At 32.7% G+C, this 16284-nt stretch carries 15 protein-coding genes; 3 read left to right on the top strand and 12 right to left on the bottom strand.

Annotated elements, in window-relative coordinates; genetic code table 11:
- Positions 1-2 precede the first annotated feature (2 nt).
- From V6C74_RS02820 to hutU, 3 genes are all read right to left on the bottom strand, one after another.
- Positions 3-1181 (bottom strand): SulP family inorganic anion transporter, encoded by a 1179-nt coding sequence (locus V6C74_RS02820; RefSeq protein ID WP_002453852.1) that lies wholly within the window; start codon positions 1179-1181, stop codon positions 3-5.
- 226 nt (positions 1182-1407) lie between these two features.
- Complete coding sequence (hutI, locus tag V6C74_RS02815; RefSeq protein ID WP_002453853.1) at positions 1408-2643, bottom strand: imidazolonepropionase; 1236 nt, start codon at positions 2641-2643, stop codon at positions 1408-1410.
- Entirely contained in the window at positions 2643-4304 is a 1662-nt protein-coding gene (gene hutU / locus V6C74_RS02810) for a urocanate hydratase (protein ID WP_103175491.1), read from the bottom strand. Before hutU ends, hutI begins: the two co-directional genes overlap by 1 nt.
- Before the next feature lie 269 nt (positions 4305-4573).
- Between hutU and V6C74_RS02805 the strand changes: the two genes are divergently transcribed.
- Positions 4574-5443 carry a LysR family transcriptional regulator gene (locus tag V6C74_RS02805; protein WP_002453855.1) on the top strand — a complete coding sequence of 290 codons (870 nt, stop codon included), beginning with the start codon at positions 4574-4576 and terminating at the stop codon, positions 5441-5443.
- 119 nt (positions 5444-5562) lie between these two features.
- Here the strand turns inward: V6C74_RS02805 and hutG are convergent, their stop codons facing one another.
- Complete coding sequence (gene hutG, locus V6C74_RS02800) at positions 5563-6498, bottom strand: formimidoylglutamase (protein ID WP_002453856.1); 936 nt, start codon at positions 6496-6498, stop codon at positions 5563-5565.
- 246 nt (positions 6499-6744) lie between these two features.
- Here hutG and V6C74_RS02795 point away from each other — a divergent pair, with 246 nt between their 5' ends.
- Positions 6745-7821: a CPBP family intramembrane glutamic endopeptidase gene (locus V6C74_RS02795; RefSeq protein ID WP_002453857.1), complete on the top strand. Its 1077-nt coding sequence runs from the start codon at positions 6745-6747 to the stop codon at positions 7819-7821.
- 168 nt (positions 7822-7989) lie between these two features.
- Here the strand turns inward: V6C74_RS02795 and V6C74_RS02790 are convergent, their stop codons facing one another.
- From V6C74_RS02790 to V6C74_RS02770, 5 genes are all read right to left on the bottom strand, one after another.
- On the bottom strand, positions 7990-8676 hold the full coding sequence (locus V6C74_RS02790) for a ribose 5-phosphate isomerase A (protein ID WP_002453858.1): 687 nt from the start codon (positions 8674-8676) through the stop codon (positions 7990-7992).
- Positions 8677-8901: 225 nt separating this feature from the next.
- Entirely contained in the window at positions 8902-9912 is a 1011-nt protein-coding gene (locus V6C74_RS02785; RefSeq protein WP_002453859.1) for an aldose epimerase family protein, read from the bottom strand.
- Positions 9913-9941: 29 nt separating this feature from the next.
- A complete protein-coding gene (locus tag V6C74_RS02780; RefSeq protein WP_002453860.1) occupies positions 9942-10268 on the bottom strand; it encodes a YnfA family protein in 327 nt (108 codons plus the stop codon).
- Positions 10269-10512: 244 nt separating this feature from the next.
- Positions 10513-11748, bottom strand: coding sequence for an ABC transporter permease (locus V6C74_RS02775; protein ID WP_103175490.1), 1236 nt, complete (start codon positions 11746-11748; stop codon positions 10513-10515).
- Positions 11741-12640 carry an ABC transporter ATP-binding protein gene (locus V6C74_RS02770; protein WP_002453862.1) on the bottom strand — a complete coding sequence of 300 codons (900 nt, stop codon included), beginning with the start codon at positions 12638-12640 and terminating at the stop codon, positions 11741-11743. The genes V6C74_RS02775 and V6C74_RS02770 overlap by 8 nt, the downstream gene beginning before the upstream one ends.
- A gap of 193 nt (positions 12641-12833) precedes the next feature.
- Here V6C74_RS02770 and V6C74_RS02765 point away from each other — a divergent pair, with 193 nt between their 5' ends.
- Entirely contained in the window at positions 12834-14453 is a 1620-nt protein-coding gene (locus V6C74_RS02765) for a ribulokinase (RefSeq protein WP_002453863.1), read from the top strand.
- A 178-nt stretch (positions 14454-14631) separates the two neighbouring features.
- Here V6C74_RS02765 and V6C74_RS02760 read toward each other — a convergent pair whose 3' ends face one another.
- From V6C74_RS02760 to V6C74_RS02750, 3 genes are all read right to left on the bottom strand, one after another.
- Positions 14632-15243 (bottom strand): hypothetical protein, encoded by a 612-nt coding sequence (locus V6C74_RS02760; RefSeq protein ID WP_002453865.1) that lies wholly within the window; start codon positions 15241-15243, stop codon positions 14632-14634.
- The gene (locus tag V6C74_RS02755; RefSeq protein WP_002453866.1) at positions 15236-15433 is read right to left on the bottom strand and encodes a helix-turn-helix transcriptional regulator; all 198 of its coding nucleotides are present in this window, start codon (positions 15431-15433) and stop codon (positions 15236-15238) included. The genes V6C74_RS02760 and V6C74_RS02755 overlap by 8 nt, the downstream gene beginning before the upstream one ends.
- 127 nt (positions 15434-15560) lie before the next feature.
- Positions 15561-16154 carry a DUF805 domain-containing protein gene (locus V6C74_RS02750; protein ID WP_002453867.1) on the bottom strand — a complete coding sequence of 198 codons (594 nt, stop codon included), beginning with the start codon at positions 16152-16154 and terminating at the stop codon, positions 15561-15563.
- Between the last annotated feature and the right edge of the window lie 130 nt (positions 16155-16284).

The following is a 16284-nucleotide window of genomic DNA, read 5'->3' as shown; positions in this document are numbered from 1 at the left end:
AGCTATTCAGTCCCTTCTTTTTTAAAAAATAAGCGTAAAATGTAGTAAAATAACGTGCCTGCAATAACTCCAATAGCTAAATTATTAGTAATTAAAATTAAAATCATCGTTAATCCCATAACCAATCCACGTTTAACTGGTGCACCTTTAATATGTTGAAAAGTGCGTCTATCAAAGGTATTAAAAGAAATAGTAATGAGTACCGAAGCGAGTACCACCATCGGTATTAAACCAACAAGTTGTCCTAAGACGAACACACATAATAATAAGAAAATACCGGTAGTGAGCGTAGCTACTCGTGTTCTTGCTCCCATACGATAATTAAATTTCGATTGTCCAACTAAACCGCTTGAACCATATCCTCCGAATAAACCAACGATAATATTTGATAATCCTTGTCCTACAATCTCTCTGTCTTTATTAGTTGGATGTTGTGAAATCATATTCATCATATCATTTGTTAAGTTAGTTTGGATTACTGAAATAATGGACATTGTGAAAGCATATTTTAAAGCAATGAAGAAAGCACTCAGTTCAAACATTTCTTGAGGTATATGAATCGATGGCATTGAAAAGTGTATATCCGCCATATCATGTACGTATTGCAAATTCGGATGAATAAGCCATGTCGCAAATGTTAATACGATAATAGTAATCAGCGGTGCCGGAATTACTTTAATTGTTCTAGATGAAATAAAAATAATTATAAAAGTGAGTGCACTTACCACATAAGTTGCTATTGAGATACCAAATATATACTTCATTTGTGTCCACAATAATAGAAGTCCCAAGGCGTTCATAAACCCCATAACAACAGTATTAGGTATGAGTTTTAATATTTTATCAATATGGCATAAACCATATATAAATAAAATCATTCCCATGAGTATGGTTGCAAGAGCCAAATAATGAACCCCATATTGTTCTACTAAAGGCCCACCTATGATAGAAATACCACTACTTGGTCCTGAAACCATTGCTAACCTTTTACCGAACAAAGAAATGAGACACATCATTAAACCACAACTCATCAGTCCTAACGTTGGCTTAATATGTACTATAAAAGAAAAAGCAATAGCGACTGGTAATAGTGCTAATGCCATGAGTATACCTGCTAAAATATTTTGACCATAATGACCTTTCCATTCCTCTATATAAGCAATTTTATGCAACTCGGTCATTAATACATCCCCTTTTTGCTAAGCTTTAGAGGCTTCATTTCAAACTATTAAACCTCTCATATCGATATAAGTATAATCATTATTTCACTTTTTCACTATATTATAAACCTCTCGTTTGAATATAAAAAGGCGAGCCCTCAAAGGACTCGCTAAAGACTATAAACGAACGCTTTAACTCTTTTTGATAACATGACCGCCTAGCTCATTTACAAGTAACTGATTTACTTTAATCTAACTTAAATTCATTATCCACGATAACTTTACCATCTTTAATCACTTTTTGAGCGTGATTAATACCGAAATGATATGGGATATACTCATGGTTTGGCGCATCCCAAATTACAATATTTGCTTGGTCCCCTTGATTAATCGTACCTGCATCAGCATCAATTGCTTTAGCTGCGTTTACTGTCACGGCATTCCAAACTTCAGTTGGTGATAATTTTAATTTCAATGCAGCAATCGCCATCGCAAGTTGTAAATTATTTGTTACGCTACTACCTGGATTGTAGTCAGTTGCTACTGCAATCGCACCACCATTATTCAACATACCACGTGCATCAGCGTAGTCATTTTTATCTAAGTAAAATGTTGTAGCAGGTAATAATACTGCCACAGTATCACTAGTTTTAAGTTTAGCTTTACCTTCTTCACTAGAAGCAACTAAATGGTCAGCTGAAATTGCACCTTCATCAATAGCCAACTCTAATCCGCCTAATGGATCAATTTCATCAGCGTGAATTTTAACTTTAAATCCAGCTTCTTTAGCCTTTTCCATATATCGCTTAGATTCTTCAACTGAGAATACACCAGTTTCACAAAAAATATCAGCAAAATCTGCATATTCTTTAACTTCTGGTAGTAATTCAATCATTTCTTCTAAGAACGCTTCATTAGATTCAGCTTCTTCAGGCACTGCATGCGGCCCTAAGAAAGTGTGTTTCATGTTTAGGTTATATTTTTCAGCTAAACGGTTCGATACTCTTAACTGTTTTAATTCATTTTCTTTATCTAAACCATAGCCACTTTTACTTTCTACTGTTAACACACCATGTTTAATCATTGTTAGTAAATCATGCTCTGCTTTTTTGAAAAGATCTTCCTCACTAATTTCTCGAGTAGACTTTACAGTTGAAAGAATACCTCCACCAGATTCCAATATTTCTAAATAGGATTTCCCTTGGCGTTTTAATGACATTTCATGTTCACGTGAGCCACCAAAAATGAGATGTGTATGCGCATCTACAAGTGCAGGAGATACCACTCTACCACTAGCATCAATGACCTCTTTAGCCTCATAGTCATCTGTATGAGGTCCAGAGTATACCACTTTCCCATCTTTAATTACAACTGTACCATTCTCTACAACTTCTAATTCGTCCAACTCTCTCCCTTTTAAAGGTTTGTCAGTAGATTTAGGTAAAATTAATTCTTGAATATTTTGGATTATTAAATCATTCATTATTTATCACCTGCTTCATCAATCATTGGAATTTGGACACCTTTATCTTTAGCCGTTTTAATAGCGATGTCATATCCTGCATCAACGTGTCTCGCTACTCCCATACCCGGATCTGTAGTTAAAACTCGTCCTAATCTTCTATCAGCACGTTCTGAACCATCTGCTACTACTACCATACCAGCGTGTAATGAATAACCCATACCTACACCGCCACCATGATGGAATGAAATCCAAGAACCACCAGCTGCAGTATTAATCAATGCGTTGAGTACAGCCCAATCACCAACTGCATCACTGCCATCTTGCATACCTTCAGTTTCGCGGTTAGGACTTGCTACTGAACCAGAGTCTAAATGGTCACGCCCTATAACAATGGGTGCTGAAATTTCTCCATCACGTACAAGCTTATTTAAAGCTAGACCCATTTTTGCACGTTCGCCATAACCTAGCCATGCAATTCTTGATGGTAAACCTTGATACGAAATTTTTTCTTCAGCTAAATCTAACCATCTTAATAATTTTTCATTATCTGAGAATAATCTTCTCATTTCTTCATCAGCACGTTCGATATCTTTAGGATCACCACTTAATGCTGCGAATCGGAAAGGTCCTTTACCTTCACAGAAGAGTGGACGGATATATGCTGGAACGAATCCTGGAAAGTCGAAAGCATTTTCAACACCATTATTGTATGCAACTTGACGAATATTATTACCATAATCAAATGCTACAGCACCATATTTTTGGAATTCCAACATCAACTCAACGTGCTTAGCCATTGAAGCTTCAGATAATTCTACATATTTTTTTGGATCTTCTTGACGTAATTTCTTCGCTTCCTCAACAGAATAGCCTTGTGGCACGTAACCATTTAATGGGTCATGCGCACTCGTTTGGTCTGTAATGATATCAATTTTGAAACCTTTATCTAAAATTGCTTTATGAATATCCACTGCATTACCAACTAAACCAATTGATAGAGCTTCACCTTTGTCTTTTGCCTCTTGAGCCATTTTTAGAGCTTCATCTAAATCCGTAGATTTAACATCACAATATTTTGTTTCAACACGTTTATCAACACGTGTTTCATCAACGTCCACACAAATTGCGACTCCGTTATTCATAGTTACAGCAAGTGGCTGTGCGCCACCCATACCACCTAAACCTGCAGTTAAAGTAATTGTTCCTGTTAAATCACTTTTATATTCTTGATTAGCTAATTCAGCAAAGGTTTCATAAGTACCTTGAACGATACCTTGTGAACCTATATAAATCCAACTTCCAGCGGTCATTTGACCATACATGATTAACCCTTTTTTATCTAGTTCATTAAAGTGATCCCAGTTCGCCCATTCTGAAACTAAAACTGAGTTTGATATTAAGACACGTGGCGCTTCTTCATGCGTTTTAAATACGGCAACTGGTTTACCAGATTGTACTAACATCGTTTCATCTGCTTCAAGATTACGTAAAATGTTTTCAATTGCTTCAAACGCTTTCCAATTACGAGCAGCCTTACCAATACCACCGTATACAACTAATTCTTCAGGATGTTCAGCAACTTCTGGGTCTAAGTTGTTATATAACATTCTTAATACCGCTTCTTGCTCCCAACCTTTACATTCAATATCTAAACCCTTTTTTGCTTGAATTTTTCTCATATCAATCTCTCCCATCTGGAATTATCATTCAAACCTAATTAAATGAGCTTAGCAGTCCTATTTGAAAAATGAACCCCCTTCTAAACGAATATTAATTAAAAATCTTTAATGCCATTAGAAAATTAATTAAATATTCAAATAATTCAAATTCCAAACTTTTAGACTGCTTTAAATATCTTACATTTATAGTATAATGTACTAAAATATAGACAACAAATATAAATAAACTAATTATTTATAACTTAAAACTATAAATAGGGGTGTCACACTTGAAGATTATTCAGCTTGAATATTTTTTAGCTATAGTTAAATATAATAGTTTTACTAAAGCGGCTAATTTCCTTCATATAAGCCAACCTTCTCTAACAGCAACAATTAAAAAGATGGAAGCTGATTTAGGTTATGACTTATTTATGCGTACAACTAAAGACATTAAAATCACTGAAAAAGGCATTCAATTTTATAAGCATGCGACACATATCGTACAGGAATATCGTTCCACAGTTGAAAAAATATATGACTTAAATATTACATCTGAACCTAGAATTAAAATGGGAATGTTAGAATCAACAAGTCAATGGATGGGTAAAGTGATAAAACAACATCATAATGATTATCCTAATCAACAATATCGTATGTACGAAGTGCATGACCGTCATTCATCTATAGACAAATTGCTTAATTTTGATGTTCATTTTGCACTAACGAACGAAGAAATCACTCATGAAGATATCGCATCTATTCCATTGTATAAGGAACCTTATGTGTTAATTACTCCTAAGGATGAATTTCCAAATCAGAAGACGATTACAATTGAGCATCTTCCTCTAATAATGCCAAACAAAAATTCACAAGTACGTGACCATTTAGATGATTATTTCAATCGTATGAATCAACACCCTAATATAGTCTTAGAAGCCGATCGCTTTGAATCAGCAACAAACTTTGTCCATTTAGGATTAGGTTATGCAGTGATACCTCGTTTTTATTATCAATCAAATTTTACTAATGATTTGGATAGTATTAAAATCCGCCCGAATTTAGGACGTAAGATTTTTATTAATTATTTAAATAAACGCAAGCATTCCGAACAAGTAATGTCTTTAATACAACTTTGTATAGCGTATTGGGATACTTAAATAAACTTATATTAAAAAAAGCTCAATTAGCGTTAAAATTATCTTTGCAACGCTAATTGGGCTGTTGTATATCATGAATATTTATTTTTTCACTATTGGTAGTCCATTTTTTAAAGGTATTAAATTAAGAAATGATGAACTAAGTTTGCTACTAGTTTTGCAGTACGATTATCTAAATCATACTCAGGATTCATCTCTGCTATACTAATCGAAGCCACTTTCTCACTAGGAATAATACGTTTCGCTAGCTCAAATACAGTATGAGGATAGATACCTAAAACGGCAGGCGCACTCACACCAGGCGCAAATGCACTGTCTACAACGTCCATACACACAGTAAACATGATGACATCATGATCATGTATAAAATGTTCAATCATATCTTTAATCGGGGGAGAAACTTGGTGTAGCAACTCATCTGCGTACACATATTGAACATTCTTCTCTTTAGCATAATCGAATAAACCTTGAGTATTACCACCTTGAGAAATACCTAATACCATGTAATCAGCATTATCGTCTTGATCTAGAATCTGTCTAAAACTAGTACCCGACGTAGACTCACCTTCGTCACGAGTATCAAAATGTGCATCAATATTTATAACACCGATAGACTCATTTGGATAAACTTTACGCGTGGCTAAATATTGTGCATAAGCAATATCATGTCCACCACCAAGTAAGAAAGTTTGTTTATGATTTTGAATTGATTTCGCTGCAAGCTCAGCATACTCTTGTTGCGTATCTATAAGTGAATCATGATCATGTTCTACATTACCGTAATCAATGAGCTCTTCACATTGATTTAAATCTGGCAATCCAGCAAAGGCTTGTTTAATTTTATTAGGTCCTTCTTTTGCACCTACACGACCTTTATTTAATTCAACCCCTTTATCTACAGCATATCCAAGTATACCTACACCTTTGGGGTTATTAGTTTTTTCAACTTTAGTTAAATCTCCAAATTTTACAGTTTGGAAATGTCTAAATTGTCTTGAATCTGTTTCACTATCTAAACGACCTTTCCATAAATCCGGTTCCGCAAGTCTATACATGATATTTCCCCCTTAATTTATTTATTATATAAACTATTTAAAGTATAACTATTGATGTTATCGAATTCAACGCTAGTAGTTAAGTGATACCCTCTATTAAAATTGATTAATTACGATTATCTAACAAAATACTTCAGGACTATTACATTTTTATGATAATTAAAATAGACAATTTAAACATATGCTTGTAAGATGTATAATTGTAAATAAAAGAAATTTGGCTGTTACCTAATGGAGGTTACAAAAATGAAAAACTCTCGAATTTCTGGGTTTCAATGGGCAATGATGGTCTTTGTCTTCTTTGTTATTACAATGGCCTTATCCATTATACTTAGAGATTTCCAAGCGTCCATTGGAGTTAAAAGATTTGTTTTTGACATCAAAGACTTAGCTCCATTTATTGCATCATTAGTATGTATTTTAGTATTTAAGTATAAAAAAGAACAATTAGCCGGATTAAAATTTTCATTCAGTCTAAAAGTTATTGAACGTATCCTATTAGCACTCATTTTACCGCTTATCATTTTTATGATTGGTATGTTCTGTTTCAATACTTTTGCTGACAGTTTTATCCTTTTACAAACATCAGATTTATCAGTATCTTTAATTACAATTCTAATTGGCCATTTATTAATGGCGTTTGTTACTGAATTTGGTTTCCGTTCATACTTACAAAGTATTCTTGAATCTAAGATGAACACATTCTTTGCTAGTATTATTGTAGGTGTAATTTATTCAATCTTCACCGCAAACACTACTTACGGTATTGAATATGCTGGTTACCATTTCTTATATACATTCATGTTCTCGATGATTATTGGTGAATTAATCAGAGCAACACATGGACGTACAATCTATATTGCGACTATATTCCATGCAGCTATGACATTCGCCTTAGTTTTTCTTTTCAGTGAAGAAACTGGTGATCTTTTCTCAATGAAAGTGATTGCACTTTCCACTACAATTGTAGGTTTATTGTTTATCATTATTAGTTTAATTATTCGTGCCATTGCTTACAAAACAACGAAACAAAGTTTAGATGAAGTGCAACCCAATAATTATTTAGACCACACCGAAGAAGATGATTTTGAAAGTCATAAAAATGATGATTCAAAAAATCATCAATTTGAAAATGATAGCGTTGCTAATAAAGAAGATAATAATTCAGAAGCGAGTTCAGAGCATTCAAACACTAGTGATACAGATTTAAAGGACAGCGCTAAATATACAGAAAATCGTCATTCATCTGTTGTTAGCGATGTAAAGAAAGAAATTAATCAAGTTGAAGAACAAGACATGAGTGATTCAACTAAAAAAGAATAATTAAGTATATTAAAGGCAACTTCTAAATTAATTCAGTAGAAGTTGCCTTTTAATTTTGTTTATTCAAATTCTAAATTTCATTTGCAAAACCATATTTTGATACCAGGATTGATGACAATACACCTATGTAAGTCATTTCAAAAATTTATCTCATCATCTTAGCTCAATTTATTTATCCATAATTTTTACGCCATTTTGGGTACCTACAATCGCTTGATCAGTCATATCGAGAAAATATCCTGTTTCTAATACTCCTGTTAAATGAATCAGAAATTCATGCATTTCATACGGATCAATGCCTTCTGGCAAATTACAATCTAATATATAATTTCCATTATCTGTTGTAAATGGAACGTCTTCATTCACACGTCTATTCACTTTTACGCCCTTAATACTCTCAATCTTTTTGGAAACTTGATACCAATTAAATTTATCAACTTCAACTGGTAAAACAAACGTTTGACCTAAATAGTCAACGATTTTATTTTCATCGGCAATGACAACAAACCTTTCAGCCATTTCATCAATCACTTTTTCTCTGAACAGTGCACCGCCCCCACCTTTAATAAGGTTGAGATTTGGATCAACTTCATCTGCACCATCTATAGCAAGATCAATTTTTTTTACGTCGTTGACTTCAACAATGTTTATATCTAACTCCTTGGCAAGAAAAGCAGTTTTATTTGATGTGCACACGCCTGTAATTTCGTAATGATGTTGATGAATCAACTCAGCAATTTTAGGTACTAACAACTCAATAGTACTTCCTGTACCGATTCCGAGTGTCATACCATCTTTTATTTGGCTCGTTACATCATCTAATGTCATAAGTTTAAGTTCTTTTACGTCTTTCATTAGCCGAAAGTCTCCTTTTCTCTTTAATCCTTAATATTATTTTACATGACTTTGTTTATTTTTGAATACCCGATTATTTTTAAAAAAGTCTGGACATCATTACTTCATCAATTTTTTAAATTTTTGAAAGTGTTGCCGAAACAGCCTTTATATTTTGAGATAATAAATAATTTTAAAACTAAAAAATCGGATACTACTGCTATAAAGCAATGTATCCGATATGAGTTACTTTTCATTGATTTGATAACTTGTTTTAGAAAAATATGGTGTATGGGGGTTTAAAATTGATTGTGCTTTTTCTCCATACATATTAATGTCATTAGGAATATGTTGCGTTTCTACTGTGAAACCAGAATGAGATTTATAAATATTAAAATCGCTGTCCCAATTTTGAGGTTCGTTAAATGTAAATATAACCATATTGGGCATGTCCGTTTCAATCAGAAGTTCAAACTCTTTATTATCTATAGCAAGTTGTTGGTCACCCACTTCAAATGGATGATCTAACCCTTTATAACGTTGCATTTGTTCTTGAAGCTTTTGATTCGTACTATCAAATATATCTTTAAAGAGAATGTGTTCATCTTCAAATATTTGGCTAAAGTTGAGTGGCTCATCTCCTGTCACAATATTTTCATCATCAAGTGTATACATCTTTAACGATGAACTGGACATTCGATGATTATCAACCACATTATTATCACGATTTAAATTAAAATATACATGGTTTGTAGGGTTGAATAATGTCCTTTTCGTTGATTCAGCTTCATATTGTATAGTCCATCGATGGTCAGCATCATATGTATGCGTTACCTTAATAGTCATATCTCCAGGATAATGATCTTCCATTTCTTTAATTGTTGTAGTGAATATAATTTTAATTTGTCCAATTTCATCAATAATTTCATAATCAAAGATACGTTTATCCAGGCCTTTGGAGCCACCATGAATATGATGTGGGCTATCATTGTCCTCTAATTCATATGTTTGACCATCTAATTTAAATGATGAATCTTTAATTCTACCTGCATAACGACCAATTGTCGCACCAAAGTTAAATGGATTTTCAAAATAGAATTCATCCGCTTCTACTACATTCCCTAAAATAATGTTATTGTCATGATATTTCCACGATACAATTCTAGCACCGTAGTTCGAGAATACAATTTTTGTTTCATCATTATCGATTTTAATTAAATCAACATCATGTCTTTGATGCTCAACTTCAACTATCATTACATAATCTCCCTTTCAACCACGTTAAATTAAGCTCTGCTAGGTAATAACATGACAAGCACACCGATGATACATATTATCGCGCCTATAACATCATATTTATCTGGCGATTGTTTATCTACTACATAAGCCCAAAACAGGCTCATTATAATAAATACACCTCCATAAGCTGCATATACTCTACCAAAAATAGAAAATGATTGAAACGTTGCAACCACGCCGTAAAGTATGAGTATGATGCCTCCCATTAAACCTAGCCAATATGTATGGCCTTCCCTTAACCATAGCCATATTAAATAGCCTCCGCCAATTTCACAAAGGCCTGCTAATATAAAAATAAATACTGGATAAAACACGATACAATGCACCACCCTATCAAACAGTCTCATTCTTTATTGTTTAGAGGTAGATAAACTCAAAAGAAATTTATTTAATATGTTAAGTTACATTGTATCAATGTTAAATTCTATAAATCTATCATTAATTTAACGACGATGTTTTCACTTACATATTGTTACACTTTTTCTTTTATTATTCCATAGGTTAACCACATAAAAAGCCAAATATTTGATGAAAATTCAAATACTTGGCTTTACTGAGTTATTTATTTTTAATGAGTCGATGTATAGATTTAAATAATCCTTTCTCAAATGTGAGAACAGAATCTTTATATGTTTTTACTGCTATCCATAGTAGTAAAATAATCACAATCACTGATAACCCCATGCTGACAATAATTTCCCATATGTCTAGATCAGATGATTGAGATCGTACTAATAATTCGAACGGTGCTAAAAATGGTATAAAACTTGTAATCTTAGTGAGTAACATATCTGGCTTCATGATACTAAATATCGCGATGTAAAATGCAATCATAGCTAATAATGTTAATGGCATTAAAGTTTGATTCATATCTTCAATTCTTGAGACGAGCGATCCAAGAATAGCTGCAAGCAACACATAAGAGAAAATACCTACAATCAGACATAGCAAGCTCACAACAATAATTTGCCATGCAAGGTAATTCATTTGTATATCAAAGTTTTTGAACAATTTCTTTAAATCAAATGCAAATATACATATTAATGCCGTAAGAATAATCATAATAACTTGAGTGAAAGCAACAGCAATTACTGCAGCAATTTTAGCAAGTATATGTACAACTGGTGAAACACTTGTAATTATCATTTCTATCACCCGTGATGTTTTCTCCGTAGCAATTTCCATTGCCACTTGACCTGCAAAGTTGAAAATGATGAAAAATATTAGCATTAATGTTGCGTAAATCAAAATGTAATTTAGCGTTTTTTGGCCAGAATTTAATTGACTATCTTCTTTATCAGACATGATTTTACTATCTACATGACTTTGCGATTGCAATTGTTTTAACTCTTTTTGGCTTAAGTCAAGCTTTGAGGCAACTAAATGAGATTGCACTGTTGTTAATACTTCAGTAAACCGCTGTTTATCTTCAACATCAACATTGTCCTTACTTAATATAGTACCTGACAATTGATTATCTTTATTTTGATTGACTATATAGGCTCTATCTAATTTTTCATTTTTAACTAACTTTTCTGCTTTGGTTTTACTTACTTTTTTAAATTTCGCATCATCTTCAAGACTATGTCCTTGTTGCTTTAACACTTTATATATTTGTTCATTCTGTGTAACTATACCTACTTTATCTGGACCATGATCAAATAACCCCATAATTTTATCTATGTTTGAAAGTCCAACCATGAGCACAACAACGATGGCCATAAATATAATAAATGCTTTTGATTTAATTTTACTCATATAAGTGAGTTTGAATGTTGACCAAAATTTACTCATGTAGTTCACCTACTTTATCGATAAATATATCATTAAGCGATGGTTCTAAGACTTGAAAACGTCTCACGTATCCTTGTTTAATTACAGTATTATAAATCTTTTCCGCAACCGCTTCATTTTCAATCGTTAAGCGAACATCATGTTTACGATGCTCCTTTTTCAAAATTCCTGGTATATCATTAAGACCATCTATCTGGTGATCTGATTCGACGATAACTAATTTATTACCATGTTCAGAGCGAACTTTCTGTATATCTCCTGAAACAACAAGTTGTCCTTTATCAATAATACAAACGTCATCACATAGTTCTTCAACGTGCTCCATTCGATGTGAGCTATATATTATAGTAGACCCTTTATCATTTAAATCTTTAACTGCACGTTTAAGTAATTCCACGTTAACGGGATCTAGCCCACTAAAAGGTTCATCTAAAATAAGTAATTCTGGCTCATGAAGCATACTTGCAAGTAATTGAATTTTTTGTTGATTACCTTTAGATAAAGATTGAATATGTTTCTTTCGATTCTCAGTAATTGCAAATCGCTCTAACCAATAATCAATACGTTGTTGAATATCTCTACTTGATAAACCTTTTAAAGTGGCAAGATAAGTGAGTTCTTCCTCTACAGTCATTTTGGGATGTAGGCCACGCTCTTCTGGCAAATAGCCAACTTTGTTATACATATGTTTGTTAATATTTTTCCCCTCATATGTAATATGGCCTGTAGTTGTTTCACTTAAGCCAAGAATCATGCGAAATGTCGTTGTTTTTCCAGCACCATTTCTCCCTAAGAATCCCAACATTTTCCCCTTATCAAGTCTTAGCGAAATATCATTTACTGCCGTAAAATCTCCAAATTTCTTGGTGACATGTTCAATTAACAAACCCATCGTTTCTACTCCTAACACTAAAATTTCTATTTTGAATTCCTTTTCAATATAACATTATTTAATTGCATAATATAAGTAAACTTCATAAAATTAATAAACTTTACAAATAATTTTGAAAGCCCTATCATTATTCACAAACAATCCATCGTTAAATAGACGTTGATTATCTTCATAAAATAAAGGGGTTAGTAAAATGAGCTACAGTATTGGAATTGATTATGGCACCGCTTCTGGTCGAGTGATTCTGGTGGATACATCAAGTGGCGATATTATTTCAAGTTATGAAGAGACATATCCTCACGGTACTATTGCTGAATCACTATACGGGGAAACGTTACCGCGTAATTATTTTTTACAGAATGCTGATGATTATCAGTACATACTTGAAAATGGTGTTACGCATGTATTAGAAGAAAGTCAAGTGAATAGAGATGAGGTAATAGGAATTGGTGTAGATTTTACAAGTTGTACTATTGTATTTTTAGATGAACATTTTGAACCTCTACATAGACATGAGAATTTTAAAAGTAATCCCCATGCATATGTCAAATTATGGAAGCATCATGGGGCTCAAGATGAAGCAACACAAATGGTTGAAGTTAATCAACAAGAGAATCAGAACTGGCTTGATTATTATGGTTCAAGCGTTAATAGTGAATGGATGATTCCGAAAATACTTGAAATGAAACATAAAGCTCCTGAATTGTTAGAACACACTCATTATATTATGGAAGCTGGAGATTACATTACCAGTTTACTTACATATAAAAATATACGTTCCAATTGCGGTATAGGCTTCAAAGGCTTTTGGGATAGAGAAAATGGTTTTAACTATGCGTTTTTCGAAGCTGTAGACAAAGATTTACCTAATATTGTAAAAGAAAAATGTGAAGCACCAGTAATTAATATTGGAGAAAGCGCAGGCACTTTAGCTGAATATTATCAGGAATTGTGGGGACTTCCCTCTCAAGTTCAAATTTCTCCATACATGATTGACGCACATTCAGGCGTTCTAGGAGCAGGTGCCATTGAACAAGGCGAATTCACAGCTGTAATTGGAACGAGTACCTGCCACCTTATGCTAGATCCTAAACAAGAACCTATTCCTGCAATAACAGGTTCAGTAAAAGATGCTATTATACCTGGTTTATATGCTTATGAAGCAGGCCAAGCCGCAGTTGGTGATCTATTTAGTTACTCAGAACAATTAGCACCTAAGTCAATTACTGATACTGCTCTTGAAAATGATGTCCCCTTACTTGAGTACTTGGAAGAGTTAGCAAGTAATATTAATGTAGAAGATCAACATGTTATAGTACTTGATTGGCACAATGGTAATAGAAGTATTCTAAGTGATAGTCACCTTACAGGTAGTGTGTTCGGTTTAACATTACAAACACCTTTCGAAATGATTCATCGTGCTTACTTAGAATCTACTGCCTTCGGTACAAAAATGATAATGAATCAATTTGAAGACCATCATATTCCTGTTCATACCGTTTATGCTTCTGGGGGTATCCCTAAAAAAAGTAAACTCTTAGTCGATATTTACGCCAATGTGTTAAATAAAAAAGTAGTTATGCTGGAATCATCAAACGCAACAGCATTAGGCGCTGCTATGTTAGGCGCAAATGTTGGTGGTGCTTATTCAACGCTTAAAGATGCTGTAAAACATATGAAGCAACCTATTCATTACGTTAAAGAACCTGAAAGCGAAAAAGTGAAAGCTTATAAAAGACTCTTTGATAAGTATCGTCAACTTCATGATATTCTTGGACGTGAACATCCAACTTTATCTTATATACACAAATAATAAATAGTGGTCAAAGTAGATATTTTACTTTGACCACTATTATTTTAAGCTTTTTTTATCTTGCGTACTTTGAATAAAGCAATGGCTATAAAAATGACAATTATAAGAAGTGTAATCAAAGGTGCATACGGCATATGGTGCATAACCACTGAAATGATGATATCAACAATGGATATGATTAATAATGCAGGTAAAAACCATATGCAATTTTAGCATATTCCATTTCTATTCTCATTCGTTCATACTCATCGCTAAAATTGTATTGAGGGATTAGATTAAGTAACCTATCTGTGGTATTCAGTTTTTCCTTAGCTGGTGCGGTAGGCGTCTTTGATACTTTAATCCTTTTATCACTTGATATCATATTTATAAATGGTACAACAAATGGAATAATTAGCGATAATTGAAACCTATCGATATGACCCTTAATTACTAAAGGCACAATGATTAAATTTACTAAAAGTAAATAAATGCTAGTGAGACCGAAAGCTATCATACGTTTTTTAAAACTCAATTTTTTAAGCCACTTTTTCTCTTCTTCATTTCTAACATATATTTCTTTCGATTCTACACTATATCCATTTGTCATTAACATACATGCTAATACGATGAGACAAAGTAATACACCTATTATATAAGGTGATAAATAAGACCTCTCAACATCAAAAATAGCTTCAAAATATAACAAAGCCAACATTAAAATAGATACAAGGGCACTTATTTTAGCAAATAAGCGATTAAATTGTTCTAGTTGATACTCGTCTTTGACATTAAATAGCTTGCTAACCATTTTTATCCTCCCAAAACAAATCGTTCAATGTGACATTGAGTTCTTTAGCGATGTTTATACATAATTTCAAAGATGGATTATATCTATCATTTTCTATCATATTAATCGTTTGTCGAGAAACGCCTACTGCTCGGGCTAAAGCAAGTTGCGATATTTTTTGATGTGCTCTATATTGCTTTACTCTATTCAATGTTACAGCCCCTTTTCCTCAATCATAATTACTTTTATCATAATAAAATGAACAATGAATAGTCAATTATATACGACATCCTTACCTAAAAAAACGACCTCATAAAGAGATCGCTTAAAATTTGAAATTATTCATCTTTATCTAATGGATTATGATTTTCGCCATCTAAACTATGATTGAAATCTGTAAATTTAAGACTCGGACCATACTTATTAGTTTCTTTTTTACTATTTAAACATGTCATCACTAAAACATAAATTGAGAAAACCCAGATGAATATATTTAATATCATAATAAAAGTTAAAGCATATCCATTTTCAGACGTATTAGGATTTTCCACAATAATATTAGATATGATATATATGATAAAATTGGCAACAATAAAACAAATAGGTATCAACATTGAAAGTGACAAATCATGAAATCTACGCACTAAAATAGCTAAATTGGGAATTAATGTTGCGAGTGAATAGATTAGATACCATAAACCACCTATAATAAGACACGCTCCACCGAAGAGAAGACTACCTTCTTTATTACTTATTGCACCAGAAATAATAAAAACGTACCCAAGAAATAGTCCTATGATGCCAGGAATCATAAATATTAAATTCCACAACATAGCATACCAAAATTCACTACGTCTTGAGCGTCCTTTGAAGTTCACATAGTTAGACCAAAATAATTTAAGCGCTTGTCCAAATCTCGCTTTTTGTCGCATATTTAAATCTCCTTTATGCTCTGTTATGTAAAAGTATTTTAAATTTATTTACTCTTTGATAAATTAAGAAGAGTACACTTGGAAAGTAACTAGCATTTTGAGTATATCAAAACATAAGTTTAATCAAAAT

The sequence above is a fragment of the Staphylococcus capitis subsp. capitis genome, assembly GCF_040739495.1.
Lineage (GTDB): Bacteria > Bacillota > Bacilli > Staphylococcales > Staphylococcaceae > Staphylococcus > Staphylococcus capitis.
This window is presented reverse-complemented; position numbering and strand designations above follow the sequence as displayed.

Coding starts and splice junctions, on each gene's coding strand:
- hutG (WP_002453856.1), bottom strand. CDS start 6,498: ATGTATAGACTTGCGGAACCGGATTTATGGAAAGGTCGTTTAGATAGT.
- hutI (WP_002453853.1), bottom strand. CDS start 2,643: ATGAATGATTTAATAATCCAAAATATTCAAGAATTAATTTTACCTAAA.
- hutU (WP_103175491.1), bottom strand. CDS start 4,304: ATGAGAAAAATTCAAGCAAAAAAGGGTTTAGATATTGAATGTAAAGGT.
- V6C74_RS02785 (WP_002453859.1), bottom strand. CDS start 9,912: ATGATAGTTGAAGTTGAGCATCAAAGACATGATGTTGATTTAATTAAA.
- V6C74_RS02760 (WP_002453865.1), bottom strand. CDS start 15,243: ATGGTTAGCAAGCTATTTAATGTCAAAGACGAGTATCAACTAGAACAA.
- V6C74_RS02775 (WP_103175490.1), bottom strand. CDS start 11,748: ATGAGTAAATTTTGGTCAACATTCAAACTCACTTATATGAGTAAAATT.
- V6C74_RS02795 (WP_002453857.1), top strand. CDS start 6,745: ATGAAAAACTCTCGAATTTCTGGGTTTCAATGGGCAATGATGGTCTTT.
- V6C74_RS02770 (WP_002453862.1), bottom strand. CDS start 12,640: ATGGGTTTGTTAATTGAACATGTCACCAAGAAATTTGGAGATTTTACG.
- V6C74_RS02820 (WP_002453852.1), bottom strand. CDS start 1,181: ATGACCGAGTTGCATAAAATTGCTTATATAGAGGAATGGAAAGGTCAT.
- V6C74_RS02790 (WP_002453858.1), bottom strand. CDS start 8,676: ATGAAAGACGTAAAAGAACTTAAACTTATGACATTAGATGATGTAACG.
- V6C74_RS02750 (WP_002453867.1), bottom strand. CDS start 16,154: ATGCGACAAAAAGCGAGATTTGGACAAGCGCTTAAATTATTTTGGTCT.
- V6C74_RS02765 (WP_002453863.1), top strand. CDS start 12,834: ATGAGCTACAGTATTGGAATTGATTATGGCACCGCTTCTGGTCGAGTG.